Source organism: Streptomyces sp. XY006, assembly GCF_002237655.1.
Classification (GTDB): domain Bacteria; phylum Actinomycetota; class Actinomycetes; order Streptomycetales; family Streptomycetaceae; genus Streptomyces; species Streptomyces levis.
The window spans coordinates 191079-217540 of the sequence record NZ_NOKT01000004.1; the positions used below are offsets into that span (position 1 = coordinate 191079).

At 72.7% G+C, this 26462-nt stretch carries 23 protein-coding genes; 16 read left to right on the forward strand and 7 right to left on the reverse strand.

Annotation, left to right across the window (positions count from 1 at the left end):
* Positions 1–327: 327 nt before the first annotated feature.
* Positions 328–3054: a DNA polymerase I gene (gene polA / locus CHR28_RS06965; protein ID WP_094052594.1), complete on the forward strand. Its 2727-nt coding sequence runs from the start codon at positions 328–330 to the stop codon at positions 3052–3054.
* 859 nt (positions 3055–3913) lie between these two features.
* Here polA and CHR28_RS06975 read toward each other — a convergent pair.
* A complete protein-coding gene (locus CHR28_RS06975) occupies positions 3914–4768 on the reverse strand; it encodes a DUF4184 family protein (RefSeq protein ID WP_094052596.1) in 855 nt (284 codons plus the stop codon).
* A 317-nt stretch (positions 4769–5085) separates the two neighbouring features.
* Between CHR28_RS06975 and CHR28_RS06980 the strand changes: the two genes are divergently transcribed.
* The 3 genes from CHR28_RS06980 to CHR28_RS06985 all read left to right on the forward strand — a co-directional run bounded on the left by CHR28_RS06980 (position 5086) and on the right by CHR28_RS06985 (position 8114).
* The gene (locus CHR28_RS06980; RefSeq protein ID WP_094052597.1) at positions 5086–6825 is read left to right on the forward strand and encodes a lytic transglycosylase domain-containing protein; all 1740 of its coding nucleotides are present in this window, start codon (positions 5086–5088) and stop codon (positions 6823–6825) included.
* Positions 6826–6961: 136 nt separating this feature from the next.
* Positions 6962–7096, forward strand: a complete 135-nt coding sequence (locus CHR28_RS37110) for an SPW_0924 family protein (RefSeq protein ID WP_107473113.1) — start codon at positions 6962–6964, stop codon at positions 7094–7096.
* Positions 7097–7121: 25 nt separating this feature from the next.
* On the forward strand, positions 7122–8114 hold the full coding sequence (locus tag CHR28_RS06985; protein WP_094052598.1) for a DUF3068 domain-containing protein: 993 nt from the start codon (positions 7122–7124) through the stop codon (positions 8112–8114).
* Here CHR28_RS06985 and hrpB read toward each other — a convergent pair.
* Positions 8104–10632 (reverse strand): ATP-dependent helicase HrpB, encoded by a 2529-nt coding sequence (gene hrpB / locus CHR28_RS06990; protein ID WP_094052599.1) that lies wholly within the window; start codon positions 10630–10632, stop codon positions 8104–8106. The two genes, CHR28_RS06985 and hrpB, sit on opposite strands and share 11 nt — an antisense overlap.
* A 57-nt stretch (positions 10633–10689) precedes the next feature.
* Complete coding sequence (locus CHR28_RS06995) at positions 10690–11526, reverse strand: class I SAM-dependent methyltransferase (RefSeq protein WP_094052600.1); 837 nt, start codon at positions 11524–11526, stop codon at positions 10690–10692.
* Between the two features lie 363 nt (positions 11527–11889).
* On the opposite strand from CHR28_RS06995, the gene rpsA reads away from it, so the two are divergent.
* The 4 genes from rpsA (at position 11890) to CHR28_RS07015 (ending at position 15689) form a co-directional block, all read left to right on the forward strand.
* Positions 11890–13383, forward strand: a complete 1494-nt coding sequence (rpsA, locus tag CHR28_RS07000; RefSeq protein WP_094052601.1) for a 30S ribosomal protein S1 — start codon at positions 11890–11892, stop codon at positions 13381–13383.
* Positions 13384–13565: 182 nt separating this feature from the next.
* Entirely contained in the window at positions 13566–14504 is a 939-nt protein-coding gene (locus tag CHR28_RS07005) for a PAC2 family protein (RefSeq protein ID WP_094052602.1), read from the forward strand.
* A gap of 133 nt (positions 14505–14637) precedes the next feature.
* Positions 14638–15258, forward strand: coding sequence for a dephospho-CoA kinase (gene coaE / locus CHR28_RS07010; RefSeq protein ID WP_094052603.1), 621 nt, complete (start codon positions 14638–14640; stop codon positions 15256–15258).
* Positions 15259–15308: 50 nt separating this feature from the next.
* A complete protein-coding gene (locus tag CHR28_RS07015; RefSeq protein ID WP_094052604.1) occupies positions 15309–15689 on the forward strand; it encodes a tetratricopeptide repeat protein in 381 nt (126 codons plus the stop codon).
* 130 nt (positions 15690–15819) lie between these two features.
* Here CHR28_RS07015 and CHR28_RS07020 read toward each other — a convergent pair whose 3' ends face one another.
* The gene (locus tag CHR28_RS07020) at positions 15820–16128 is read right to left on the reverse strand and encodes a DUF6343 family protein (protein WP_094052605.1); all 309 of its coding nucleotides are present in this window, start codon (positions 16126–16128) and stop codon (positions 15820–15822) included.
* A 75-nt stretch (positions 16129–16203) separates the two neighbouring features.
* Here CHR28_RS07020 and CHR28_RS07025 point away from each other — a divergent pair, with 75 nt between their 5' ends.
* The 3 genes from CHR28_RS07025 to CHR28_RS07035 all read left to right on the forward strand — a co-directional run bounded on the left by CHR28_RS07025 (position 16204) and on the right by CHR28_RS07035 (position 18613).
* The gene (locus tag CHR28_RS07025) at positions 16204–17124 is read left to right on the forward strand and encodes an acyltransferase domain-containing protein (protein WP_094052606.1); all 921 of its coding nucleotides are present in this window, start codon (positions 16204–16206) and stop codon (positions 17122–17124) included.
* A 163-nt stretch (positions 17125–17287) separates the two neighbouring features.
* Complete coding sequence (locus CHR28_RS07030; protein ID WP_094052607.1) at positions 17288–17962, forward strand: class I SAM-dependent methyltransferase; 675 nt, start codon at positions 17288–17290, stop codon at positions 17960–17962.
* Between the two features lie 135 nt (positions 17963–18097).
* Entirely contained in the window at positions 18098–18613 is a 516-nt protein-coding gene (locus tag CHR28_RS07035; protein ID WP_094052608.1) for a DoxX family protein, read from the forward strand.
* 35 nt (positions 18614–18648) lie between these two features.
* Here the strand turns inward: CHR28_RS07035 and CHR28_RS07040 are convergent, their stop codons facing one another.
* Positions 18649–19215 (reverse strand): RNA-binding S4 domain-containing protein, encoded by a 567-nt coding sequence (locus tag CHR28_RS07040; RefSeq protein ID WP_256984153.1) that lies wholly within the window; start codon positions 19213–19215, stop codon positions 18649–18651.
* 335 nt (positions 19216–19550) lie between these two features.
* On the opposite strand from CHR28_RS07040, the gene CHR28_RS07045 reads away from it, so the two are divergent.
* The 3 genes from CHR28_RS07045 (at position 19551) to CHR28_RS07055 (ending at position 22380) form a co-directional block, all read left to right on the forward strand.
* Positions 19551–20219, forward strand: coding sequence for an ArsR/SmtB family transcription factor (locus CHR28_RS07045; protein WP_256984150.1), 669 nt, complete (start codon positions 19551–19553; stop codon positions 20217–20219).
* 104 nt (positions 20220–20323) lie between these two features.
* A complete protein-coding gene (locus CHR28_RS07050) occupies positions 20324–21673 on the forward strand; it encodes an MFS transporter (RefSeq protein WP_094052725.1) in 1350 nt (449 codons plus the stop codon).
* Complete coding sequence (locus tag CHR28_RS07055) at positions 21673–22380, forward strand: uracil-DNA glycosylase (protein ID WP_094052609.1); 708 nt, start codon at positions 21673–21675, stop codon at positions 22378–22380. Before CHR28_RS07050 ends, CHR28_RS07055 begins: the two co-directional genes overlap by 1 nt.
* Here the strand turns inward: CHR28_RS07055 and CHR28_RS07060 are convergent.
* Positions 22377–23039, reverse strand: coding sequence for a GntR family transcriptional regulator (locus CHR28_RS07060; protein ID WP_179272337.1), 663 nt, complete (start codon positions 23037–23039; stop codon positions 22377–22379). The two genes, CHR28_RS07055 and CHR28_RS07060, sit on opposite strands and share 4 nt — an antisense overlap.
* 156 nt (positions 23040–23195) lie before the next feature.
* Here CHR28_RS07060 and CHR28_RS07065 point away from each other — a divergent pair, with 156 nt between their 5' ends.
* Positions 23196–24647 (forward strand): NCS1 family nucleobase:cation symporter-1, encoded by a 1452-nt coding sequence (locus CHR28_RS07065; RefSeq protein ID WP_094052611.1) that lies wholly within the window; start codon positions 23196–23198, stop codon positions 24645–24647.
* Between the two features lie 5 nt (positions 24648–24652).
* Positions 24653–25381 (forward strand): aspartate/glutamate racemase family protein, encoded by a 729-nt coding sequence (locus CHR28_RS07070; RefSeq protein ID WP_094052612.1) that lies wholly within the window; start codon positions 24653–24655, stop codon positions 25379–25381.
* A gap of 667 nt (positions 25382–26048) precedes the next feature.
* On the opposite strand, the gene CHR28_RS07080 is transcribed toward CHR28_RS07070, so the two are convergent.
* Positions 26049–26450, reverse strand: coding sequence for a RidA family protein (locus tag CHR28_RS07080; RefSeq protein WP_094052613.1), 402 nt, complete (start codon positions 26448–26450; stop codon positions 26049–26051).
* Between the last annotated feature and the right edge of the window lie 12 nt (positions 26451–26462).

Consider the following 26462-nt stretch of genomic DNA (forward strand, 5'->3'; position numbering starts at 1 on the left):
TGAGGGCGGGCCCGCACCCGAGATGCGCCAGGGACGGCTCCTCGCACGGGCCCCGCCGTCACCTGACGAGGCCGGGCCGCAAGATCCTTGCGTCGTCCCGCCCACCGGCCCCCTGTCCGTTGTGCCGCTCGGCCCGGTGTGCGATCTGTAGGACCTCGTCCGATGTGTAGGGCCTCCGCCGATCCGCAGGACGTCCGCTGATCCGCGGGACGTCCGCTGATCCGTAGGACGTCCACCGATCCGTAGGACGTCGGCAGGTACGCGGACCGGCCCGGCGCGGACCCGGGGCGGGGCCGAGTGTCAGTGGGGCGTGGCAGGATCGGGGGCGTGGCAGAGACAGCATCGAAGACGACCGACACGACCTCCGGCGGCAGCCGTCCGCGACTGATGCTCATGGACGGGCACTCGCTGGCCTACCGCGCGTTCTTCGCGCTGCCCGCGGAGAACTTCACGACCGCGACGGGCCAGCCGACGAACGCGATCTACGGCTTCGCGTCGATGCTGGCGAACACGCTCCGCGACGAGGCGCCCACGCACTTCGCGGTCGCGTTCGACGTCTCCCGCAAGACCTGGCGCTCCCAGGAGTTCACGGAGTACAAGGCGAACCGCTCCAAGACCCCGGACGAGTTCAAGGGCCAGGTCGAGCTGATCTGCGAGCTCCTCGACGCGATGGGCGCCGCCCGCTTCGCCGTGGACGGCTTCGAGGCGGACGACGTCATCGCCACGCTCGCCACGCAGGCCGAGGCCGAGGGCTTCGACGTGCTGATCGTCACCGGCGACCGGGACTCGTTCCAGCTGGTCAGCGACCACATCACGGTGCTGTACCCGACCAAGGGCGTCTCGGAGCTGACCCGCTTCACCCCGGAGAAGGTGTTCGAGAAGTACGGGTTGACGCCCGCGCAGTACCCCGACTTCGCGGCCCTGCGGGGCGACCCCTCCGACAACCTCCCCGGCATCCCCGGCGTCGGCGAGAAGACCGCCGCGAAGTGGATCAACCAGTTCGGTTCCTTCGCCGAGCTCGTCGAGCGCGTCGACGAGGTCAAGGGCAAGGCCGGCCAGAACCTCCGCGACCACCTGGAGGCGGTCAAGCTCAACCGCCGCCTCACGGAGCTGGAGCGCCGGGTCGAGCTCCCCAAGGGCGTCACCGACCTGGAGCGCGCCCCGTACGACCGCAAGGCCGTCGCGATGGTCCTGGACACCCTGGAGATCCGTAACCCCTCGCTGCGCGAGCGGCTCTTCGCCGTCGACCCCGGCGCCGAGGAGGCCGAGACCACCCCGATCAGCGCCGAGGGTGTGGAGCTGGACGGCACGGTGCTCGGCACGGGCGAGCTGACCGCCTGGCTCACCGAGCACGCCACCGGCCCCCTGGGCATCGCCACCGTCGACACCTGGGCGCTCGGTGCCGGCTCCGTCGCCGAGGTCGCCCTGGCCGCGCCCGGCGGACCGGCCGCCTGGTTCGACCCCTCCCAGCTGGACGAGGCCGACGAGACGGCCTTCGCGGCCTGGCTCGCCGACGCCGCGCGGCCCAAGATCCTCCACAACGCCAAGGGCGCCATGCGCGTCTTCGCCGAGCACGGCTGGAGCGTCGAGGGCGTCACCATGGACACCGCGCTGGCCGCCTACCTGGTCAAGCCGGGCCGCCGCTCCTTCGACCTGGACGCGCTGTCCCTGGAATACCTGCACCGCGAGCTCGCCCCCGCCGCAGCGGCCGACGGCCAGCTCGCCTTCGGCACGGACGAGGGCGCCGAGGCCGAGGCCCTGATGATCCAGGCCCGTGCCGTCCTCGACCTGGGCCAGGCCTTCGAGAGCCGCCTGGAGGAGGTCGGCGCCGCCGACCTGCTGCGCGACATGGAGCTGCCCACGTCCGCGCTGCTCGCCCGCATGGAGCGGCACGGCATCGCGGCCGACCGGCCCCACCTGGAGGCCATGGAGCAGATGTTCGCGGGCGCCGTCCAGCAGGCGGTGAAGGAGGCCCACGCGGCGGCCGGGCACGAGTTCAACCTCGGTTCGCCCAAGCAGCTCCAGGAGGTCCTCTTCGGCGAGCTGGCCCTGCCCAAGACCAAGCGCACCAAGACCGGCTACACCACGGACGCGGACGCACTGGCCTGGCTGGCCGGCCAGACGGACAACGAACTGCCGGTGATCATGCTCCGCCACCGCGAGCAGGCCAAGCTGCGCGTCACGGTCGAGGGCCTGATCAAGACGATCGCCGCGGACGGCCGCATCCACACGACGTTCAACCAGACGGTCGCCGCCACCGGCCGCCTCTCCTCGACGGACCCGAACCTGCAGAACATCCCGGTCCGCACGGACGAGGGCCGCGCGATCCGCCGCGGCTTCGTCGTCGGCGAGGGCTACGAGTCCCTCATGACGGCCGACTACAGCCAGATCGAGCTGCGGGTCATGGCCCACCTCTCCGAGGACGAGGGCCTGATCGAGGCGTTCACCTCCGGCGAGGACCTGCACACCACGGCCGCCTCCCAGGTCTTCGCGGTCGAGCCGGACGCGGTGGACGCCGAGATGCGCCGCAAGATCAAGGCCATGTCGTACGGCCTGGCCTACGGACTGTCCGCGTTCGGTCTCTCCCAGCAGCTGAACATCGAGGCGGCGGAGGCCCGCGCCCTGATGGACGCGTACTTCGAGCGGTTCGGCGGCGTGCGGGACTATCTGCGCCGGGCGGTCGACGAGGCCCGGGCGACCGGTTACACGGCCACGCTGTTCGGACGCCGGCGCTACCTGCCCGACCTCAACAGCGACAACCGCCAGCGCCGCGAGGCCGCCGAGCGGATGGCCCTCAACGCGCCGATCCAGGGCACGGCGGCCGACATCGTCAAGATCGCCATGCTCAAGGTGGACAACGCCCTGAAGGAGGCGGGCCTGTCCTCCCGGATGCTCCTCCAGGTCCATGACGAAATCGTCCTGGAGATCGCCCCCGGCGAGCGGGCGGCGGCGGAGGAGCTGGTCCGCCGCGAGATGGCCCACGCGGTCGAGCTCCGTGTCCCGCTGGGCGTCTCGGTGGGCGCGGGACCGGACTGGGAGTCGGCGGCGCACTAGTTCCGCCTGTCCCGGGGGCATCGAGGACCGGCCTCACCGGATCAGCCCCTCGATGCCCCCGGGCCCCTCCCGGGAGCCCGCCCTCCGAGCCCTGCGCCCGAGCCCTGCGCCCGAGCCCTGTATCCGATCCCGACCTCCGAGTCCGGCCCCGGGCCTGCACCCGATCCCGACCTCCGGGTCCTGCCTCTCAGCCCTGCTCGAGCCCTCTCACCAGCCCGTCACTCGCGTGGCCGCCGAGAAGGCGCCCCGCCTCCCGGCCCTGGCAAGGATGCGGGCATGGGTATACGCACGCTCATCAGCCGCACGGCCCCAGGGGTGACGCTCCGCGCGGCACTCCAGCCGGCTTTCCACGCGGCGCTCCCACCGACTCTCCGCGCGAGGCTCCTGTCGTCCTTCCGCGCGGCCCCAGGCGTGATTCGCCGAGCGAGGCTCCAGCCGGCCTTCCGCACGAGGCTCCTGTCGTCCTTCCGCGCGGTGCCGGACGTGAAGCTCCGCTCGGGCCGGGGCGGGACGCTCCGCACGGCACTTCCACCAGCCTTCCGCGCGGCCCCTGGCGTGATTCGCCGAGCGAGGCTCCAGCCGGCCTTCCGCGCGAGGCTCCTGTTGTCTTTCCGTACGGCACCCCCACCGTCACTCCGCGCGGCACTCCCGCCCGTCCTGCGCGCCGCGCTCCCTCCCGTCCCCGTCGTCGCGGTCGGCGTCAGCACCGTGCGTGTCCCGGCCGGTCCCTCCACGCGCCTCGGCCGCAGCGCGGTACGCCTCCGGTTGCGTATGCCCTACGGCCGCAAGCCCGTCGCCCTGAGCCGGGCGGCGGCCGATGTCCGCCGGCGTCCGGCGACGCACGGCCGTAAGCCCGCCCTCAGTGAACCGGCGAGCGGCTCGGCTCCTCGGCGACGCGGTCGGGACCGCCGCGGACCGGAGCCGGACGCCACACCCTGACGGCCACGGCGTAGAGCAGCAGCGCCGGGACCAGTCCCGCGCCCGCGCCGAAGCACACCGTCGGGATGATCTCCCACGGCTTCGCCGCCGACCCCCAGTGGGCCCACCACCGCGCGGCCCGGTGCGCCGCACCCACCAGAGCGAAACCGCCGATCAAGGCCGCGGCCCCCCACCGGTCCGGCACCGACAGCACCGGAACCCCCACCGGCTCGCCCTGCGGCATCCGCCGCAGCCCGCGCACCACGAACAGGGCGATCACGACCGCGGCCACCGCCGAACCGCCGTACTGCAGGTACCAGTACAGCGGCGAGCCCGCCACCTCCCGGCCCAGCACCGGGAACACCCGCATCCCCCACTGGTCGAGATGCGTGAACGCGTCCCACACGACATGCGTCAGCGACCCGAGCACCGCGGACCCGTACCAGCGCGCCACCAGCGCGGGCCGCATCCGCCCGCGGGGCGAACCGCACCGCACCAGGGCCGCCACCCGCCCCTGCCGGGCCCGTGGCAGCAGCGCCACCAAGGTTTCGCGCAGCAGCAGCCACAGCCCCACCAGCGCCCAGGTGACCAGCACATCGACCGTGAACACCCCGGGGAACGAGTGCGTGACGTCCCCGAACGCCATCGCCTCGGGCAGCACACTCGCCGCGTAATAGGTCATGTCGGGCGCGAAGGTTCCCGCCACCAGCACCGCGGGCACCAGCCGGCCCCGGCCGCTCCCGTCGGTGCGCAGGACGGGCAGCACGGCCGCCGCGTGGCTCAGCGTGAACGGCAACTCGGCTCCTCGCGACGGTCGTTACCAGGGGCGATCACAGGGCCCCAGTATGCGCGACGCCACGCGCCGGTACCCCGGGTGCCCTCCCCATGGCCAACCGGTGAAAAGCGGGCACGAACGGGTGTCTGAGCAAAGCAAGTTGTCGTAGGGTCGCCAGGGTCACCGTGCCGGGGTCGGAGAGATGCCTTCCGGAGGGCAACCACTCGGGCCGGTCGATCGTCACAACAGTGCGAACGCAACAGCAGTACGCGAGCGCACCACACGGAGCGCGACAGACAGAGACGGGCGCTCGGGCGTCCACGGGAGGGGTTCACTCTATGGCGGCGCAATTCGGCAGGAGGCTGCGCAAGGGAGCGGCGACGACCGCCGTGGCCGCGGTGGCGGTCGCGGCCCTGTCCGCCTCCCAGGCTCCGGGCGTGAACGACCACGGCAGACAGACCGCCGCCGACGCCACCCCGTCGCCCGACGTGAGCGCCTCCGACGGCAGCGCCACCGGCAACTCGCCGTACTACACGGACCTGCCGCCGCTGAAGAGTCCCAACCCCTCCCCGTCCACGGGTCCGTCCCCGAGCGGACAGGGCGAGACCGAGGCGGGCATCCCCGCGACCGTCCTCGATGCGTACAAGAAGGCCGAGGCCTCGCTGCGCGAGTCCAAGCCCGGCTGCAACCTGCCCTGGCAACTCCTCGCCGCCATCGGCCGGGTGGAATCGGGTCAGGCCCGCGGCGGCCGGGTCGACGCCGAGGGCACCACGATCGGGAAGATCCTCGGCCCGCAGCTCGACGGCAACGGCTTCGCCCTCATCAAGGACACCGACAACGGCGCGTACGACGGCAACAGCGCGTACGACCAGGCCGTCGGCCCCATGCAGTTCATCCCGTCCACCTGGGCGTGGGCGGGCCGCGATGGCAACGCCGACGGCAAGAAGGACCCCAACAACATCTACGACGCCGCCCTCGCCGCCGGGCACTACCTCTGCCGCAACAACTGGGACCTGTCCGACCAGGACGACCTCGACCGGGCGATCCTCAGTTACAACAACTCGCGCGAGTACCTGGCCCTCGTCATGAGGTGGCTGGAGTACTACCGCAAGGGCACGCACGAGGTCCCCGACGGCACGGGCACGCTGCCCGGCAACCGCAGCGACGGCGGCTCCGGCACGGGCAGCGACCGGTCCACGCCGTCCGGCCCGGCCACGCCGAGCACGCCCGGCCAGGGCGCCTCCAAGCCGAAGCCCAGCCCCAAGCCGGAGAAGCCCGGCACGCCGAGCCCGAAGCCGCCCACCACCCCGCCCGGCTCGCCGGCCCCGCCGCCCTCGACGCCCCCCACGCCCACCGACACGGTGGACCACCTGGAGAACGCGGGAGCGGCGAAGCTCACCGCCATGGCGGGCGACGCCTTCACCCAGCGCATCAGCACCCGCGCCGAGACGAAGGCCGGCAAGGCCGTCGCCAAGGTCCGCATCCGCTTCACGATCCTCGGCGACACGGACACCACCTTCACCGGCGGCGAGAGCGTGGCCACGGTCGCCACCAACAGCTCGGGCGTGGCCGTCGCGCCCGCGCTGCAGGCGGGGGAGAAGACCGGCGCCGTCACGGTCCGGGCCACGGTCGTGGGCCGGACGGTCGCGGGCCTCGACTACACGGCCACCGTCACCGAACGCGCCGCCGACAAGCTCGCCCGCACCGGTGACGCGGCGCTGACCTGCGTCCCGGGCGGTGAATTCGCCGACGCGGTCCAGGTGAAGGCGACGTACCAGGGCGCCGTCGCCGACGGTGTCGCGGCCACGGCCACCCTGATCAAGTCGGCCGCCGATCCCGCCGCCAACGACAAGGGCCCCTACTTCAAGGACGCCGCCGGCAAGCCCGTGCGCACCCTGACGGGCCTGAAGACGGACGCGAAGGGCCTGCTGACGCTGCCGAAGCTGTACGCGGACGACACGGCCGGCACCTTCCTGCTGCGCATCACCACCGCGGGCGGAGCGACCCTCACGGTCGAACTGACCGTGGCGGCCGCGGAGACGTCCTCGCCGAGCCCCTCGGCGAGCCCTGGCGCGTAGCTCTCAGGTACGACGGACGGCGCCCCTCTTCACGGAGGGGCGTCGTTGTGTGTGCAACGTGTTCTCATCTCCGCCGGGCGTTGCTACGGTGCCGAAACCTGACGGTCTATCAGCTCCGTCCGTGGGGAGGCCCCGTATGCGTGCCCTCATCGCCGCCGCCGTCGGTCTGGCCGCCGCGTTCGCCCTGGTCCTGACGGTGACCGCCCTCGCCCGGCCCTCGGGCGGCACGTCCCCGGAGCCCCTGCTGACGACCGTGCCCGCACACCCCTGACCGCCCGCCCGGGAGGGAGGCCGAGATGCGCCGCAAGGCCGGCCTGGTCCTGCTCGCCCTCGCCGTGTTCTTCGCGGCCCTGTCCCCGCTGCTGCGCTGGTACGCCTTCCCGCGCCTCGCCAAGATCCCCGCGAACCACTACCAGCACATGGTCCTGGAGGCGCGCGACGCCACCCTCCTCGACTACGCCACGATGCGGGCGAAGCAGGTCCCCAAGGTCACCGTCGTGCAGACCCTCAAGGGCAACGTGGAGGCCTCCGAACGGATCGAGGAGTCGGCCGGCCGGGACGTGGTCGTCTGGGACGGCCTGTCCTACGTCGTCGGCCCCGACGGCAGGATGGTCTCGAAGATCCCCGAGCGCTACATCTTCGACGCCCACACCCAGCAGCCCGTCCACGCCACCGGCGAGATGGTCGACGGGGACCCGGTGCGCCGCGAGGGCATCGAGTTCAAATGGCCGTTCCTCACAGAGAAGAGGGACTACGCCTACTTCGACGCCCAGGCCCGTGTCACCGCCCCCATCCACTACAAGGGCACCAGGGACTTCCGGGGCCTGGAGGTCTACTACTTCGAGCAGACCATCCCCTGGACGAAGGTGCCGATCCCCAGGACCCTGCCCGTCGAGGGGCTCAGCGCCGAGGCGGTCGAGAAGACCGGCACGACCCGCTGGTACACCACGGTCCGCAAGTTCTGGGTCGAACCCCTCACCGGCGCTCCCGTCTACGGCGAGGAGATCCACCGGGAGGAACTGCGCGGCGGCACCCTGCTCGGCGACCGCGACAGGGTCACCGCGTTCGCCGGCCACGTGAAGATGCGCGAGGACTACACCGCGCACACCGTCGACCTCGTGACGTCGCAGCGCCTGCCCATCCTGCTGCTGACCTCCTGGCTGCCGTGGGGCTCCCTGGCCCTCGGCCTCCTCCTGCTGGCTCTCGCGCTGTACCTGGAGGCCCGTGCCCGCCGCCGGCCGGGATCCGCCGCCACGAAGGCCGAGGACCCGTCGCCGGTCACCGCCTGAGCCGCGCGTTGGTGTGTCGCGTGGGCTCGGCCCCGGCCGGGTCCTCCGGCCACGGATGCTTCGGGTAGCGCCCGCGCAGCTCCGCCCGCACGCCCTTGTAGCCGTCCCGCCAGAAGGAGGCGAGATCGGCGGTGACGGCGGCCGGCCGCCCGGCCGGGGAGAGCAGATGCACGAGCAGCGGCACGCCGGCGACCCGCGGGGACTCCTGGAGGCCGAACATCTCCTGCAGCTTCACCGCGAGCACCGGCTGCTCGGGGCGCGTGTAGTCGATCCGGATGCGCGACCCGCTCGGCACGGTCATCCGCTCCGGCGCCAGCTCGTCGAGCCGTCCGGCCTCACCGGACGCCCACGGCAGCAGCCGGGCGAGCGCCTCACCGGCGTCGATCCGCGCCAGATCCGCCCGCCGCCGGGCCCGGCCGAGCTCCGGCTCCAGCCACTCGTCCACGCGCGCGTGGAGGGAATCGTCCCCGACGTCCGGCCAGGGCTCACCGAGGTGGTGCCGCAGAAACGCGAGCCGCTGCCGCAGCACCTCGGCCTCCGGCGACCACCGCAGCAGCCCGAAACCCTCCCGCCGCAGCCCCTCCAGCAGCGCCCCGCGCACCAGCTGCGGATCGGCGTCCCGCAACGCCCGCACGGCCAGCTCCACGGCCCCCAGCCGCTCCACCCGCCGCGCCACGACGTCCCCGCCGTCCCATCCGACCTCCTCCCGCTCCTCCAGCAGCGCCCCGGCCGCGAGCCGCGCCACGTCCTCGTCGACCACCGCTCCGAGCCGCACGCGCGCGTGCCCCTTGCCCACGGGCCGGTCGGCGACGGCGACGGCGAGCCACGGAACGCCCCGCAGCGCGCTCCCGTCACCGACCTCGGCACGGGTCCCGGAGACCATCAGGTACGACCCGCCGTCGCTCCTGGCGACCCGCTCGGGAAACGCGAGAGCGGCGACGACCCCCACCTGCCGCTCCTCCGGCGCCTGCGCCGGGGGCCCGGCGACGCCGGGTGCCTCACGGGAGCGGGAAGCGCCGGAGACGAGGGCCCGCAGCCGCCGGACCTCACTCCGCCACCGCGCGGCATAGGCGTCACCCCCGCGCCGAGCCCGCCGCAACGCACCCGCGAGATCGTCCCCGTACTCCCGAGGAGCCTCCTCGCTCAGCAGCGCGACGACCTCGGCGGCCCGCTCGGCCCCCACCGACGGCGCGGCATCCAGCAGGGCCCGCCCCAGCCGCGGATGCAGTCCCAGCCGGGCCAGCGCGACACCCCGCTCGGTGGCCCGCCCGGCCGAGTCCACCGCCCCCACGGCCTCCAGCACCTCCCGGGCGGCCGCCATGGCCCCGGAGGGCGGCGGGTCCAGCAACGCCAGCCCGGACGCGTCCGGATCCCCCCAGCACGCCACCTGCAGCGCGAACGCCGTCAGGTCGGCCACCTTGATCTCCGGAGAGGGGAAGCGCGGCAGACGCGCGTCCTCGGCCTCCGCCCAGCACCGGTACACCACCCCCGGTGCCTCACGCCCGGCCCGCCCCGCCCGCTGCCGCCCGGCGGCCCGGGACGCCCGCACCGTCGTCAGCGCGCTCAGCCCGCGCGCGTGGTCGACCCGCGGCTCGCGCGCCAGCCCCGAGTCCACCACGACCCGCACCCCCGGCACCGTCAGCGACGACTCGGCGACCGAGGTCGACAGCACCACCCGGCGCCGCTCCCCGGGGACCAGCACGGCGTCCTGCACGGCAGCGGGGGCCCGGCCGTGCACCTGCAGCACGTCCACCCCGTCCGGCTCCCCGAGCTGCCCGGCGACCCGGGCGATCTCCCCGACGCCCGGCAGGAAGCACAGCACGTCCCCCTCGCGCTCGGCCAGCGCCCGCCGCACCACCGACGCCACGTGCGTCAGCAGCGCCGGATCGACGCGCATCCCGTGCGGCGGCCGCACAGCACGCACCGGCGGCGCCCACACCACGTCGACCGGGTGGGCGGCGCCGTGCGCCTCGACCACCGGGGCGCCGCCCAGCAGGTCCGCCCACCCCTGGGCGTCGGTCGTCGCCGACGCGGCGACCAGCCGCAGCTCCGGCCGCAGCGTCTCGCGCACGTCCCACAGGAACGCCGCCACAGTGTCCGCGTCCAGATGCCGCTCGTGGCACTCGTCGAGCACCACCACGTCCACGCCGGCCAGCTCCTGGTCCCGCTGCAGCCGCTGGAGCAGCACACCGGTCGTCACGACCTCCACGCGCGCGTGCCGCCCGACGACCCGCTCCCCGCGCACGGTGTAGCCGACGCTCTCGCCGACCTGCTCACCCAGCAGCCAGGCCATCCGCCGCGCGGCCGCCCGGGCGGCGATCCGCCGCGGCTCGGCCACCACCACCCGCCGCGCGGGCCCCTCCCCGAGCAGACCGGCCAGCGCGAGCGGCACCAGGGTCGTCTTGCCGGTGCCCGGCGGCGCCACCAGCACGGCAGTGCCGTGCCCCTCCAGGGCGTCGTCCAGGGCGGGCAGGGCACCGCGCACGGGCAGGGCGGCCAGGGCGTCGTCACGGATCACGTGTCTCAGTGTCGTACGGCGGCGCGGCCGCCCCGCACGCGCGTGTGGCCCAGTCGCTCAGCCTTCGGCCGGGGAAGCCCCCGCCTCGCTCCGCTCGCACACGAAGATGGCCGTGCCGGGGATCAGGTTCCCGCGCAGCGGAGACCAGCCGCCCCACTCGGACGTGTTCCAGGCCGGCCACTCCGGCTCCACCAGGTCGACCAGCCGGAAGCCCGACGCGACGACGTCCCGGACGCGGTCGCCGAGCGTGCGGTGGTGCTCCACGTAGACCGCGCGGCCCTCCTCGTCCTGCTCGACGTAGGGCGTGCGGTCGAAGTACGAGCCCGACACCGACAGCCCCTCGGGGCCCGGCTCGTCCGGGAAGGCCCAGCGGATCGGGTGCGTCACCGAGAAGACCAGCCGGCCCCCGGGCCGCAGCACCCGGCGCACCTCGCGCAGCACCAGACGCGGATCGGCCACGAAGGGCAGCGCCCCGTACGCGGAGCAGACAAGGTCGAACGACCCGTCCGCGAAGGGCAGCGCACCGGCGTCGGCGCACACCAGGGGGAACGATCCGCCGATCCGCAGCGCGTGCTGCAACTGCCGGTGCGAGATGTCCAGGGCCACCGGACGCGCCCCCTGCGCGGCCAGCCAGCGCGAGCACTGGGCGGCGCCGGCGCCGATCTCCAGCACGTCCCGGCCCTTCAGCTCCTCGGGCGGGCCGAGCAGCTCCGCCTCCACCTCGTCCAGACCCTCGGGACCCCATACGAAGCGGTCGTCGCCGAGGAACGTGCCGTGCTCGGTCTGGTACTCGTCCGCGTTGCGGTCCCACCAGCCACGGTTGGCGCGGGAGCTCTCCGTGACGCCGGCGGTACGCCGGGTGGCCTCGGGTTCGGACGCTTCGGGCTCTTGGATGATCGGCTCCCTCGTCGTACTCTTCCGTCCAGCCGGTCCCGGAGGTCACGAAGGGGTCATCGAAGGGCCTGTGTGGCCTCGAACGACACGACTTGTGCCGGGTATGCGGTGTTCCGCCCCGCGTGGGCGGCTTCGCGCATTGACCCTGCCCGGCTGCCCCCGTATGCTACAAGTTGCGCTGCGGGCCTGCGCACCTCAGACGTAGCAGGCTGCGCTCGCATCTGTATGTATGTCCCCTCGGTTGTCGAGGCGCCACCGATCTTGTGTGGCGCTTCCTTGGCTGTCCGGCTTCTGCAGAGCGAAACGGGCTCCCGGCGTAGCAGTACCTACGACTTCAATGTCCGTACCGGAGCCCTTTCCCACATGACGAGCAGCACCGAGACCACCGCCACCACCCCGCAGGTAGCGGTCAACGACATCGGTAACGAGGAAGCCTTCCTCGCCGCGATCGACGAGACGATCAAGTACTTCAACGACGGCGACATCGTCGACGGCGTCATCGTGAAGGTCGACCGGGACGAGGTCCTGCTCGACATCGGTTACAAGACCGAAGGTGTGATCCCGAGCCGCGAGCTCTCGATCAAGCACGACGTCGACCCGAACGAGGTCGTCGCCGTCGGTGACGAGATCGAGGCCCTTGTCCTCCAGAAGGAGGACAAGGAAGGCCGCCTGATCCTCTCGAAGAAGCGCGCCCAGTACGAGCGTGCCTGGGGCACCATCGAGAAGATCAAGGAAGAGGACGGGATCGTCACCGGTACCGTCATCGAGGTCGTCAAGGGTGGTCTCATCCTCGACATCGGCCTCCGTGGCTTCCTCCCGGCCTCCCTGGTCGAGATGCGCCGCGTTCGCGACCTCCAGCCCTACGTGGGCAAGGAGCTCGAGGCCAAGATCATCGAGCTGGACAAGAACCGCAACAACGTGGTCCTGTCCCGCCGTGCCTGGCTGGAGCAGACCCAGTCCGAGGTCCGCCAGACGTTCCTCACGACCCTCCAGAAGGGTCAGGTCCGTTCCGGCGTCGTCTCCTCGATCGTCAACTTCGGTGCCTTCGTGGACCTGGGTGGCGTCGACGGTCTGGTCCACGTCTCCGAGCTGTCCTGGAAGCACATCGACCACCCGTCCGAGGTTGTCGAGGTCGGCCAGGAAGTCACCGTCGAGGTCCTCGACGTGGACATGGACCGCGAGCGCGTCTCCCTGTCGCTGAAGGCGACCCAGGAAGACCCGTGGCAGCAGTTCGCCCGCACCCACCAGATCGGCCAGGTCGTGCCCGGCAAGGTCACGAAGCTGGTTCCGTTCGGTGCGTTCGTCCGCGTGGACGAGGGCATCGAGGGTCTGGTCCACATCTCCGAGCTGGCCGAGCGCCACGTGGAGATCCCGGAGCAGGTCGTCCAGGTCAACGACGAGATCTTCGTCAAGGTCATCGACATCGACCTCGAGCGCCGTCGCATCAGCCTCTCGCTGAAGCAGGCCAACGAGTCCTTCGGTGCCGACCCGTCGGCGGTCGAGTTCGACCCGACCCTGTACGGCATGGCCGCGTCCTACGACGACCAGGGCAACTACATCTACCCCGAGGGCTTCGACCCCGAGACCAACGACTGGCTCGAGGGCTACGAGAAGCAGCGCGAGGAGTGGGAGCGCCAGTACGCCGAGGCGCAGCAGCGCTTCGAGCAGCACCAGGCGCAGGTCATCAAGTCCCGCGAGGCGGACGCCCAGGCCGCTGCCGAGGGTGGCGAGGCCGCCGCTCCGGCCGCGTCCGGTGGCGGTTCGTACTCCTCCGAGGGCCCGGACAACTCCGGCGCGCTGGCCTCGGACGAGGCGCTCGCCGCGCTTCGCGAGAAGCTGGCCGGCGGCCAGAGCTGAACGCTCACTGAGCAGTAGCTCCTGACCGAGGGGCCGTACCTTTCGAGGTGCGGCCCCTTGGCGTTGTCCGGACCCTCGGGGCGGACGTCGAACCGGCCGGCAAGATCGAATTCCTCTCCCTCCGGGAATGCCCACGGCCGCAAGGGCGTTGTCGAGTACGGACACGAGGAGGAGCGGTCACTGTGCTTGATCCGCAGGATTTGTACGCATGGGAGCCGAAGGGGCTGGCCGTCGTCGACATGGCGCTCGCCCAGGAGTCGGCCGGACTTGTCATGCTCTACCACTTCGACGGATACATCGACGCGGGCGAGACGGGCGACCAGATCGTCGACCGGCTGCTCGACTCGCTGCCCCACCAGGTCGTCGCCCGCTTCGACCACGACCGGCTCGTCGACTACCGCGCCCGCCGTCCGCTGCTGACGTTCAAGCGCGACCGCTGGACCGACTACGAGGAGCCCACCATCGAGGTGCGGCTCGTCCAGGACGCCACCGGCGCCCCCTTCCTGCTGCTCTCCGGCCCCGAGCCGGACGTGGAGTGGGAGCGCTTCGCCGCGGCCGTACGGCAGATCGTGGAGCGGCTCGGCGTCCGCCTCTCCGTGAACTTCCACGGCATCCCCATGGGAGTCCCGCACACCCGGCCGGTCGGGATCACCCCGCACGGCAACCGCACCGACCTCGTCCCGGGCCACCGCAGCCCGTTCGACGAGGCGCAGGTGCCCGGCAGCGCCGAGGCTCTCGTCGAGTACCGCCTGCTCCAGGCCGGCCATGACGTCCTGGGCGTCGCCGCGCACGTCCCGCACTACATCGCCCGCTCGCCCTACCCCGACGCGGCCCTGACGGTCCTGGAGGCCATCACGGCGGCGACCGGACTGGTCCTGCCCGGCATCGCCCACGCCCTGCGCTCGGACGCCCACCGCACCCAGACGGAGATCGACCGGCAGATCCGCGAGGGCGACGAGGACCTCACCGCCCTCGTCGAGGGCCTGGAGCACCAGTACGACGCCGTGGCCGGCGCCGAGACCCGCGGCAACATGCTCGCGGAGCCCGTGGACATCCCGTCGGCGGACGAGATCGGCCGTGAATTCGAGAAGTTCCTGGCGGAACGAGAAGGCGACAACTGACCCGGAGGTGGCGCGCCCCCTCGGGGGCGCGGGGAACGACGCGAGCAGCCCTCGCGGCCCTCGCGGCCCCGCGCCCGGCACGTCGGCCGCACCCCGTCCTCGGGGCCCCCGGCGGAGCGTCTAGGCTGCGGCCATGCTGAAGGTGGGCCTGACCGGTGGCATCGGTGCCGGCAAGAGTGAGGTGTCACGGCTGCTCGTCGCGTGCGGAGCCGTGCTGATCGACGCGGACCGCATCGCCCGGGAGGTCGTCGCGCCGGGCACGCCGGGGCTCGCCGCGGTCGTGGAGGCCTTCGGCGAGGAGATCCTCACCGAGGACGGCAGCCTGGACCGGCCGCGGCTCGGCTCCATCGTCTTCGCCGACCCGGCGAAGCTCGCCGCCCTCAACGCGATCGTGCACCCGCTGGTCGGCGCCCGCTCCCGTGAGCTGGAGGAGGCCGCCGCCGAGGACGCGGTCGTCGTCCACGACGTCCCGCTCCTCACGGAGAACGGCCTGGCACCGCTGTACGACCTGGTGATCGTGGTCGACGCGAGCCCCGAGACCCAGCTCGACCGGCTTGTACGGCGTCGGGGCATGACCGAGGAGGACGCCCGCGCGCGGATGGCCGCCCAGGCCTCCGGTGAGCAGCGCCGCGCGATCGCGGACATCGTGATCGACAACGACGTGCCGCTGGAGGAGCTGGAACGCCGCGTGAAGGACGTGTGGGCCGAGCTCGTGCGCAGGTCGCAGGCGCCCCAGGGGTCTCCCCAGGAATAGCGGCCCCCTTAGGGGGCGTTGAACCGGGGGAGTGAGGGAAGGACTCTGCCGTGCCCGAGACCAGCGGTTCGACCGGACGTACCCCGGAGACGCACGTCATCGACTTCCGTGCCGCGGAGCAACTGCTCGCGGCGCGGGACCCGCGGGGCGCGGTGAAGCTGCTCGACGAGGTCATCGCCGCCCACCCGGAGAACACCGCCGCGCGGCTGCTGCGCGCGCGTGCCTTCTTCGCGGCGGCGCAGCTGCGGCCGGCGGAGCTCGAATTCTCGATCGTCCTGGAGCGCGAGCCGGACAACGCCTTCGCCCACTTCGCGCTCGCCCGCACCTTCGAACGGCAGGGCCGCCCCGACCAGGCCAAGCGCCACTTCCGTCTGGCGGCAGCGCTGGACCCGAACCCGGAGTTCTTGAGGGCGGCTCGCTTCGACGCGTGAGGTCTTCGTCCTGGGCGCGGTGGTCCGGTTCGATGCGTGAGGTCTTCGCCTTGGGTGCGGTGGTCCGGTTCGATGGGTGAGGTCTTCGCCTTGGGCGCGGTCGTCCGGTTCGCTGCGTGAGGCCGTTGCCCTAGGCGCGGTCGTCCGGTGGCTGTTTTCGCGTCGGCCGGTCGTGTGTGGGCCGGTCGTCCAGGGGTCGGTAGGGCGGGATGTCGGGGCCCGGCTGGTAGTGCGGGCCCTGGCGGATGTGCCGGAGGACGACGACCAGGTCGATCGTGACGACCACCAGCAGTACGCCGCAGGCGATGGCCCAGCCGGACCGCCCCGCCAGGGTGAACGCGACGGTCCCGACGACCGCCCAGACCAGCCCCCACAGGCTCAGCCAGAAGCGGGCCCGCAGCGCACTACGCGCCGTCCTCGGTTCACTGCCCGTACGCATCGTTCGATCACTACTCCTGAGGGCAACGTACTCTTCGTGGCCAGGGTTCACCAAGGGCTGACAGGGGAGCCGCGCATGCTGCCGGACGCCGACGCTTTGCCGGGGATTCTGCTCGACCTCGCGGTGCCGCACGAGGACATCAACGAGCTGGTCGCGCTGCGGCGGACGCTCACCGCGGACGCCGGCGCCATGCGGCTGCTGGAGGAGTGCGTGGAGGAGCTGGTGCGGGACATCGGGGAGGTCGGGGAGGCGGGGGCCGGGGTGCCGCTCGGCGACCGCCTCGCCGAGGCCCCGGCGACGCTCGGGTCCTACTTCGCGGCGTACGTCTTCGTCGCGGCGCTGCCGCACACCCGCGCCTTCCACCGCGAGCGGGGCGTCCCCGACGACATCGGCCGGCACACACTCGCCGACTTCGGGCGGAACATGGCGTTCCATCGGCGGCAGCACGGCACGGGCGGAGTGCTGGTGCCGCAGTGGCTCACGCTTCACTTCCGCGGTGAGCTGTACCAGCTGGGACGACTCCAGTTCGAACGGGCGCGGCTCGGACAGCGGACCGGCCGGGCGGTGGCGGCTTCCGGGACCGACGTGACGCCGGGGGAGCCCTGCCTGAACCTGCACATCCCCGGCTTCTACGGACCGCTGTCACCCGAGGCGTGCGACCGTTCCCTCGACAGCGCGAGGGCCTTCTTCGCCCGGCACTTCCCGCAGGAGCGCCACCGGGTCGCGGTCTGTCATTCCTGGCTGCTGGATCCGCAGTTGAAGCGGTACCTGGATCCGGAGTCCAACATCGTCCGCTTCCAGGAGCGTTTCAGGTCCGCGCGTGAGCCCGGTGCGGAGCCGGACCGGGCCGACACCGATCCGGTCCGCTTCGTCTTCGGAGACCCGAATCTGCCGGTGGAGAGCCTGCCGCGGCGTACGTCGGTGGAGCGGGCGGTGGGGGACCATCTGCGGGCGGGCGGCCACTGGCACCTCGGGCACGGCTGGTTCCCGCTGTAGCGGCCCGGTTGTCCGTCCTCGGCTGGCCGTCCTTGCGGGGGCATCACCCTGTCGTCCGTACTCGGCTGTCCGTTCTTGCGGGGGTTTCACTCGGTCGGGTGAAGGTGGTGGGGACGGGAACGGGCGTGCGGGGAGCGGCCGTTGGACGGGCATGGAGCTGAAAATGCGTGAGGGGTATGAAGGGACGGGCCCCGGGGCCATCACCCCGGACGGCTGCGCGGTGGAGCTGTACGCGCGGTTGCCCGTCGGGGACGAGCCGGACATCATCGCCGCCGCGGTCCCCGAGGGCGCGCGCGTCCTGGAGCTGGGCAGCGGGGTCGGACGCATGACGCACGCGCTGCTGGAGCGGGGGTTCACGGTCACGGCGGTGGACGAGTCCGCCGAGATGCTGGAGCGCGTCCGGGGCGCGCGGACGATATGCAGCCCCATCGAGGAGCTGGACCTGGGCGAGACGTTCGACGTGGTGCTGCTCGCGTCGTTCCTGGTGCACGCCGGAGACGCCGAGGTGCGGCGGGGCCTGCTGCGCACGTGCGCGCGCCATGTCGCCGAGGACGGCTGCGTGCTGATCCAGCGGGAGGGCGAGGACTACCACGCGAACGTGCCGCGCGAGCGGGTGGACCCCGCCGGCTTCACGGTACGGATCGTGTCCTCGGAGCCGGTCGGCGACGGCGTCAACTCGGTGCGCGCGGAGTACGAGTTCCCCGACGCCGTCTGGACCCAGACGTTCCGGGCCCGGCCGCTGAGCAGGGAGCAGTTCGAAGAGGCGCTGGGGGAGGCGGGCCTGAGGGTGGACCGGTATCTGACGGACGACCGGACGTGGGTGAGGGCGGTGGCGTAGGGCGGAGCGAATCCGCTGCCGGACTGCGATGAGTTCCGCAGCGGCGGGCGGTCTACCCCTGCGACACCAGCACGGACCGCACGCAACCGCGGACGCGCGCACGCACCAGCACGGACCCTTTCCGAGGAGACCTCCATGTCCGAGCCCACCGCTTCCGTCGCAGCTGCCACCGCTTCCGGCGCTGCCGCCGCTTCCGGCGCTGCCGCCGCCCCGGCCGGCCCGGCCAGCTCGGCCGGCGTCGTCATCGGCGAATCCGCGACCCCGCGCGGGCGGCGTGCCCGGGTCGCCCTGCGCGGCCTCCAGGTGCTGCTCGCCCTCTTCTACGCGCTCGCGAGCGCCCTGCCCAAGCTGATCGGGCACGCGTCGGCCGCCGAGTCCTTCGACGAACTCGGCTGGGGCAGTGCGGGGATGTACACGATCGGCGCGCTCGAACTCGCCGGGGCGGTCGCCCTGTTGGTCCCCGTGCTGCAGTCGGTGGCGGCGATCGCGATGGGCGCGTTGATGGTGGGCGCGTTCGTCGTGCAGACAGCCGTCTTCGACGGGGAGTACGCGGCGACGCCCCTCATCCTGCTCGTGCCGCTCGCCCTCATAGCCTGGGCCCGACGGGGGCACAACGCCGACCTGGTGCGGCTGCTGCGGCGGGGTGCGTGACGTCGCCCGGTCCGGCCGCGAGGGGCCGAGCCGGATCAGGGCCTCGGCTTGCCCGACTTGCCGCGGGGGCCGGGTCCGGGACCGGAGCCGAAGCCCCCGCCCGGGCCGAAGCCGCCGCCCGGTCCCGGGCCGAAGCCGCCGGCGGGCCCGGGTCCGGGCATGCCGCGCAGGCGCTCCATCTCGCGGCGGTCCCGCTTGGTCGGGCGGCCCGCCCCGCGGTCACGGATGCCGGCGGGGGCGACGGCCTCACGGTGCGGCGGCGGGGGCGAGTTGTCGATATAGCACTGCACCGCCACGGGGGCGCCGACCCGCTTGCGGATCAGCCGGGTGACGACGACGACCCGCTCCCGGCCTTCGTGCCGCAGACGGACCTCGTCGCCGACGCGCACGCCGTGGGCCGGCTTCACACGTTCGCCGTTGACCCGCACGTGACCGCCACGGCACGCGGTGGCGCCCTGGGAGCGCGTCTTCACCAGGCGTACGGACCAGATCCAGCTGTCGACGCGGACGGTCTGGCCGCCCTGCGGACCGGCTGCCTCGGCAGCGGCGATGGCGCCGGCGACCTTCGGGTCCAGGGCCTTCGCCTCGCCGGGGCCGGAGATCCCGGGAGTGGCTGCGGCTGCGGCTGTGGATGCGGCCGTGGCTGCGGGTGCGGCCTCAGCGACCGGAGCGTCCCCGGACGACGCCTGCCGGGACCCGGACCCGGTGTCCGTGGGCGCCGTCTCCTGGAACCCCGTCTCCTCGGCGGTCGTTCCGTCCGTCCTGTCGTACTCCGCACCTCGTGAAGCCATGAGTCCGACCTTAGTCCTCCGGGCCGGGCGACCGGGCGGGGATTTTCTGCGCGCTAGAGGTCACCCTCCAGGTCACCCTCAACATCTACCAAATTAGTTTTGCAAAAACTCTTCTGCAAAACACTCCCGCGCCCTACGCTCCCGGCATGGACAGCGACGAGCATCGGCGTGTACTCGACCCCGAGCAGGACAGCGGCGCCCTCAAGGCCCTCACCCATCCTTTGCGCATCCGGCTGCTCGGGCTGCTGCGGCAGGACGGGCCCGCCACGGCCAGCGAGCTCGCCGCGCGGACGGGGGAGTCGTCCGCATCGACCAGTTATCACCTGCGGGTGCTGGCGAAGTACGGGTTCATCGGTGAGGCCGAGCACCGGGACGGGCGGGAGCGGCGGTGGCGAGCGCTGCACACCGTGACCTCCTGGAGCAACGAGTCGATGGAGTCCTCCGCGGCGGGCCGTGCGTTCGTGGGGCTGGCGCGACGGCGGCAGATCGAGCACCTGGAGGCGTCCCTCGCCCGGCACGAGGCGGACATGGCGGCCGGGCGGTTCGGTCAGGAGTGGGTGGAGCCGTCCGGGATCAGCGATCTCATGCCCCGGCTGACGGCCGAGTCGCTCACCGAGCTCTGGGAGACCATCGCCGGGAAACTGGAGGAACTGACCGCACGGGACGCGGACGACCCGCGTGCCCGGCACGTCGTGCTCCTCACCGCCGGGCTGCCGCTCGCCCCGCCGCAGCGGAGCGAAGGCGACACGGCCGACACGGCCGACACGGCCGACACGGCCGACCGGCAGGACGCGTCCCACGAGGCCGACTCGTGACGGACCGGCTGACCGAGACACCGGACACCCCCGGCGCATCCGACCCGCCCGCGCCGACGGACCCGCCCGCCCCGACGGACCCGACCGCGCCGACGGACCCGACCGTGTCGACTGACTCGCTCAAGCCCACTGACCCGCCCGGGGTGCGGAGTGCTCGGCGGCGTTACGTCATCGTCTGCGCGCTCTTCTGGCTTCCGCCGGGGCTGAGCCTGGCCTCGATGGTGCTCCTGCTCAGCGAGCGCGGCATGTCGCTCGCCGCCGTCGCGGGGCTGTTCGCCGTCCATTCGCTGACCGTGGCCGTGCTGGAACTGCCCACGGGCGGGCTCTCCGACGTCCTCGGCAGGCGGCCGGTCCTCGCCCTGGCCGGCGGGCTGAACGCGGTCGCCTTCGCCCTGGTAGGCCTCGGCACCACCCTCGGGGTGCTCACCGCGGGCATGGTGCTCATGGGCACGGCCCGTGCTCTGGCCAGCGGGACGGCGGAGGCCTGGTACGTCGACGCCGTGCAGGGATGTGCCGGTCCGGACGCCGACTTGCGTACGGGGCTGGCCCGGGGTGGTTCCGCCACCTCCGCGGCGCTCGCGGTCGGCCTGCTGATCGGCGGTGCCCTGCCCTGGCTGCTGAGTCTGGGCCCCGATCCCGGAGCCCGGTTGAGCGAGGCGACCTCCGGGGCGGTGCTGCCGTTGTCCGTGCCCCTGCTGCTGGGGGCCGCGCTCCGGATCGTGTTCGTCGGCTATGTGCTGACCGCCCTGCGGGAGCCGCCGCGGCCACCGGCCACGCTGCGTTCGGTGCTGCGCGGTGTCCCGGTCACCGTGCTGAGCGGGGTGCGGCTGGGCGGGCGGGACGCGCTGGTGCGCCGGGTCGTGCTGACCGCCGCGGCCGTCGGCAGCGCACTGGCCACTGTGGAACTGCTCGTCCCGGGCCGCACCGTCGAACTGACCGGCGGGACCGGCTCGGGGGCGCTGGCCTACGCGGTGCTGGCCTGCGCGGGTTTCGTCTGCCTCGGGATCGGCAGCCATCTCGCGCCGCTCGCCGCCCGGCTCTCGGGCGGCGGTGAGCGGGCCGTGCTGGGCTGTCTCGCGGCCGGGGCGGCCGGCTTGCTGCTGCTCGGCGTCACCGCGTCCGGCGGCGCGCACCCCGTGGCGACGGCCCTCGCGGTCGCCGGCTTCGGACTGGTGTATCTCGGTCTGGGAGCGGCGTCACCGAACGAGAACGACCTGCTGCACCGGCGCGTCCCCCGTACGGGCCGTGCCACCGCGCTGTCCGTGCAGTCCCTCGCCCAGCAGCTCACGGGCGCGCTCATCGGCCTCGTCGTCGGGGCCCTCACGCCGGGGCCGCTGCCCTGGCTGCTGACCGGTGCCCTCCTGCTGGCCGGAGCCCTCCTGTGGCTCCGGCGCGCCCAGCCGCCTCTGACCCCGTGCACCCCACCTGCGCCATCCGCGCCTACCGTGGAGTGATGGACGCCAGCAGTCTCTCCATCCTCGACCGGCGCATCACCGACTGCCGGGCCTGCCCGCGGCTGGTCTCCTGGCGCGAGGAAGTGGCCCGCGGCAAGCGCGCCGCCTTTGCGGACTGGACCTACTGGGGCCGGCCGGTGCCCGGGTTCGGGCCGGCGGACGCCCGGCTCCTGATCGTGGGACTGGCCCCCGCGGCCCACGGCGGCAACCGCACCGGCCGGATGTTCACCGGCGACCGCTCCGGGGACGTCCTCTACAAGGCGCTCCACGACGTGGGGCTCGCCTCGCAGCCCACCTCCTCGCACGTGGGGGACGGGCTGGAGCTGTATGGCGTGCGGGTCACCGCGCCCGTGCACTGCGCTCCGCCCGCGAACAAGCCCACGCCCGGCGAGCGGGACACCTGCCGCCCCTGGCTCGTGCAGGAACTGCGGTTGCTGCGCCCGACGCTGCGGGCCGTCGTGGTGCTCGGCCGGTTCGGCTGGCAGGCCGCGCTGCCCGCGTTCGCCGAGGCGGGCTGGCCCGTGCCCCGGCCCCGTCCCGCCTTCGCCCACGGGGCCCGGTACCTGCTGGACGACCTGGAGCTCTTCGGCTGCTTCCACGTCAGCCAGCGCAACACCTTCACGGGCCGGCTCACCCCCGTGATGCTCCGCGATGTGCTGCGCACGGCGGCGCGGGCGGCGGGACTCGACCCGGCCGACGAGGTCTAGGGAGCCTCCTCGCCGAACAGGTGCCGCACGGTGGAGCGGTAGTTGGTCCGCACGTGCGTCAGCGCGTGCGCGCGGGCCCGGTCCGGGTCGCCCGAGGCGATGGCCTCGTACAGCTCGCGGTGCTCCACGAGCAGTTGGGGCCACTCCTCGTTGCGGCGGGTCATCCAGCGCAGCCGCCCGGCGACCGGCTCCAGGGCCTCGGTGAGCAGGCTGTTGCCGGCCATGGCCACGATGCGGTCGTGCAGCCGGCTGTTGACGTCGGTGATCGCCTCGGCGTCCCCGGCCTCGGTGGCGGCGGCCGCGCGGTCGAGGAGCTCCCGGACCTCGGCCAGGTCCTCGGGGGTCGCACGGGACGCGGCGAGTCCGGCGGCGTAGACCTCAAGGGCCTCGCGCAGTTCGAAGAGTTCCTTGACGTCGGTGGGGGTGAGGCGGCGTACCACCGTGCGGCGGGGCGTCTCGAAGTGGACGAAGCCCTCGGCCACCAGGGCGCGGATCGCCTCCCGGACCGGCACGCGTGAGACGCCGAAGCGTTCCGCCAGCTCGCGTTCGACCAGGCGGTCGCCGGGAAGCAGGCTGCCCGCGATGATCTGCTGCCGCAGCTCGGACGTGACGCGTTCGCGCACCGCTCCCAGGGGTTCGATCTTCGTCATGCCGCCCATCCTCGCCGACGCGAGGGGTCTTTTACGGAGCGTTAACGGGAGCGATATCCGTCGGAACGGTTGACGACGAGACCATGGCGGCAGTTTGGTATACCAAACACGTCGTGCAGCCCCCCACAGCGCAGTCCTCCGTCGTCCCCCTGCTCTGGAGGCCCCGTGTCCCTCGCCGACCGTGCCGCAGCCACCGGCACCCCCGCGTTCGTCCCCGATCCCCGGCTCACCAACGAAGACCTCGCGCCCGCCAAGAAGCGCAACTGGAAGGTCTTCGACCTCTTCGCCATGTGGATGTCCGACGTCCACAACCTCGGCAACTACACGTTCGCCGCCGGACTGCTCTTCCTCGGCATGAACGTCTGGCAGATCTTCACGTCCCTGCTCGTCGGGTTCGTGATCATCTACATCGGCATGAACTGGATGGGGAAGATCGGCCAGCGCCACGGCGTGCCCTTCCCGGTGGTCAGCCGCATCGCGTTCGGCATCTGGGGCGCCAACATCCCGGCGCTGATCAGGGCCGTGATCGCCATCATGTGGTACGGCATCCAGACCTACCTCGCCTCCGTCGCCGTCAACGTCATGCTGCTGGCGGCCTGGCCGGGTCTGGAGTCCTGGACGCACAACTCCTTCCTGGGCCTTGACGCGCTCGGCTGGGTCTCCTTCATCGCCCTGTGGCTGGTGCAGGCGGCGATCATCAGCCGGGGCATGGAGTCGGTCCGCAAGTTCCAGGACTTCTGCGGCCCGGCGATCTGGCTCGTGATGATCGCGCTGGCCGTGTGGATCCTGGCCAAGGCCGGCTGGACGATCTCCCTCACCTCCACCCCGCACCCGGTGTCGGTCGGCGAGCAGTGGCGCCAGTGGTTCGGCGCGATCGGCCTGGTCCTGGCCACGTACGGCACGCTGATGCTCAACTTCTGCGACTTCTCCCGCTTCGCGCCCGACTACGCGTCCGTCAAGCGCGGCAACTTCTGGGGCCTGCCCGTCAACTCCACGGCCTTCGTGATCGTCTCGGTCATCGTCACCGCGGGCGCCTTCGAGGTCTTCGGCAAGGAGATCACCGACCCCGCCTACCTGGTCGCCGAGATCGGCAACACCTGGGTACTGGTGGTGGGCGCCCTGACCTTCGCCATCGCCACCATGGGCGTCAACATCGTCGCCAACTTCGTCTCCCCGGCCTACGACCTGGCCAACGTCTGGCCGCAGAAGATCACCTTCAAGGTCGGCGGCATGATCAGCACCGTCGCGGCCCTGCTGGTCACCCCCTGGAACCTCTTCTCCAACCCGACCGTCGTCAACTACTTCCTCGGCGGCCTCGGCGCCTTCCTGGGCCCGCTCTTCGGCGTGATCATGGTCGACTACTACTGGGTCAAGCGCGGCCGCGTGAACGTCGACGAACTGTTCGACGCCACGCCCGGCTCCCGCTACCACTACCGCAGGGGCTTCAACCCCAAGGCCCTGTGGGCGTTCCTGCCGGCGGCCGGGGTCGCGGCGGTGCTCGCCCTGGTGACGACTTTCAGCGACGTGGCGCCCTACTCCTGGTTCATCGGCACGGCCATCGCGGCCGGACTGTACGCGGCGCTGTGCCGCCCCGAGCGTGCCACCGCGGAGGTCTGAGAGACGTGCGGATCGTCGTCACCAACTGCAACACCACGCAGGAGATGACCGAGGAGATCGTGCGAGGTGCCCGGGCCGCCGCAGGCCCGGGCACCACCGTGACCGGACTGACCCCCGCCTGGGGGCCCGCGTCCGCGGAGGGCTGGCTCGACAGCTACCTGTCCGCCGCGGCCGTCCTGGACACGCTGCGGACCTACGACGGGCCGCCGTACGACGCCGTGGTCATGGCCGGGTTCGGGGAGCACGGGCGCGAGGGCGTACGGGAGCTGGTCGACGTCCCGGTCGTCGACATCACCGAGGCGGCGGCCCATCTGGCCTGCCTGCTCGGCCGCCGCTACGGCGTCGTCACCACGCTGGAGCGGTCCCGCGGCCAGATCGAGGACAGCCTGGAGACGGCCGGCGTCGCCCGGAACTGCGCCGCGGTCGTCGGCACGGGCCTGAACGTGCTCGACCTCGCCGACGACGAGCGCACCGAGACGGCGTTCCTCGCCGCCGCCGAGCGGGCCTGCGCGGCCGGGGCGGAGGTGCTGGTGCTGGGCTGCGCCGGCATGACGGGCCTGCAGCGCGTGGTCGCGGAGAAGCTCGGCCTGCCGGTCGTCGACGGGGTCGCCGCGGCGGTCAGGCTGGCGGAGTCGCTGGTGGCGCTGGGGCTGACCACCAGCCGGGCGGGCAGCTACGCCGAGCCGCTGCCCAAACGCCGGGTGTGGGGGAGGCCGCTGGGCGGTGGGTCATGACGGAGGCCGCTGGGCGGTGGGTCATGACGGAGGCCGCAGGGCGGTTGCTCATGACGGGCCGTCGAGGGTGACGTCGTCGCGATGGGCCCCGTAGAAGGCCGCCTGGCGGGCCATGACCTCCCGCATCCCGGTGCCGCGCGGCATGCCGTACACGGTCCCGGGGAAGTCCAGCGCCTCCTGGACCTGCCACAGCTCGTCGTGCTCCCCGGGTGCGAAGAGCCGCGCCCGGGGTGCTCCCGCCGCGATCCAGCCGATTGGGCAGGACCGTGCCGGGCGGCAGCACGGAGTTGACGTGCAGCACACTGTGGATGCGCAGTTCGGAGCCGGCGCCCGCGACGGCCCCGGGAAAGACGCAGGCGCCGGTGGCCACGAAGACCTCGTCCTCCAGCGTCCCCCCGTTGACATGCGCGTGCGGCCCCACGAGGACGGCGTCCCCGAGCACGGCGGGGTGCCGGGCCCGCCCCCGTACCAGCGCGTTCTCCATCACGACGACGTCCGAGCCCACCCGCACCCGCCCGTCCTCCGCCGTGAGCACGGCACCGTGCAGCACCCGGCTGCGCTCACCGAGGACGACGGCCCCGCACAGCACGGCCGTCGGGGCGACGTACGCGGACTCGGGGACGACGGGGCGCTGCCCGCGGTGCTCGATCAACATGGCGGTCCTCGCCTACTCGGGTACGACGGCTGTCGCCGTGATCTCCACCAGCTGTCCCGAGTACCCCAGGCAGGCCACGCCGATCAGCGTCGAGGAGTGCGGACCGGCACTGAGCCCCGACGCCTCGACGACGGCCCACACGGCGGACAGCACGGCCGGCTCGCCGCTCACCACGTACACGTCGGTCGCCACGACATGCTCCAGATCGCTGCCGACGGCCTGCAGTTGCTCGCGCAGATTGGCGATCACCTGTTCGGCCTGCCGCACGGGATCCCCGGGCCCGACGAGCTCCCCCCGGGCGTCCAGGGGCACGGAGCCGGCGAGGAACGCCAGCCGCGTGCCGGCCTCGACCACGGAGGCGTGGGAGTAGGAGGGCGGCGGGAAGAGGCTCGGGACGGTGACACGGCGGATCACGTGAGGGCTCCG

What these genes read in the sequence shown, in the direction of transcription:
- CHR28_RS07025 (WP_094052606.1), top strand. Translation starts at nt 16,204, where the DNA reads ATGCTGCCGGACGCCGACGCTTTGCCGGGGATTCTGCTCGACCTCGCG.
- CHR28_RS06985 (WP_094052598.1), top strand. Translation starts at nt 7,122, where the DNA reads ATGCGCCGCAAGGCCGGCCTGGTCCTGCTCGCCCTCGCCGTGTTCTTC.
- CHR28_RS06980 (WP_094052597.1), top strand. Translation starts at nt 5,086, where the DNA reads ATGGCGGCGCAATTCGGCAGGAGGCTGCGCAAGGGAGCGGCGACGACC.
- CHR28_RS07035 (WP_094052608.1), top strand. Translation starts at nt 18,098, where the DNA reads ATGTCCGAGCCCACCGCTTCCGTCGCAGCTGCCACCGCTTCCGGCGCT.
- CHR28_RS37110 (WP_107473113.1), top strand. Translation starts at nt 6,962, where the DNA reads ATGCGTGCCCTCATCGCCGCCGCCGTCGGTCTGGCCGCCGCGTTCGCC.
- rpsA (WP_094052601.1), top strand. Translation starts at nt 11,890, where the DNA reads ATGACGAGCAGCACCGAGACCACCGCCACCACCCCGCAGGTAGCGGTC.
- CHR28_RS07030 (WP_094052607.1), top strand. Translation starts at nt 17,288, where the DNA reads ATGCGTGAGGGGTATGAAGGGACGGGCCCCGGGGCCATCACCCCGGAC.
- CHR28_RS07060 (WP_179272337.1), bottom strand. Translation starts at nt 23,039, where the DNA reads ATGGGCGGCATGACGAAGATCGAACCCCTGGGAGCGGTGCGCGAACGC.
- CHR28_RS07020 (WP_094052605.1), bottom strand. Translation starts at nt 16,128, where the DNA reads ATGCGTACGGGCAGTGAACCGAGGACGGCGCGTAGTGCGCTGCGGGCC.
- coaE (WP_094052603.1), top strand. Translation starts at nt 14,638, where the DNA reads ATGCTGAAGGTGGGCCTGACCGGTGGCATCGGTGCCGGCAAGAGTGAG.
- CHR28_RS07055 (WP_094052609.1), top strand. Translation starts at nt 21,673, where the DNA reads ATGGACGCCAGCAGTCTCTCCATCCTCGACCGGCGCATCACCGACTGC.
- CHR28_RS07045 (WP_256984150.1), top strand. Translation starts at nt 19,551, where the DNA reads ATGGACAGCGACGAGCATCGGCGTGTACTCGACCCCGAGCAGGACAGC.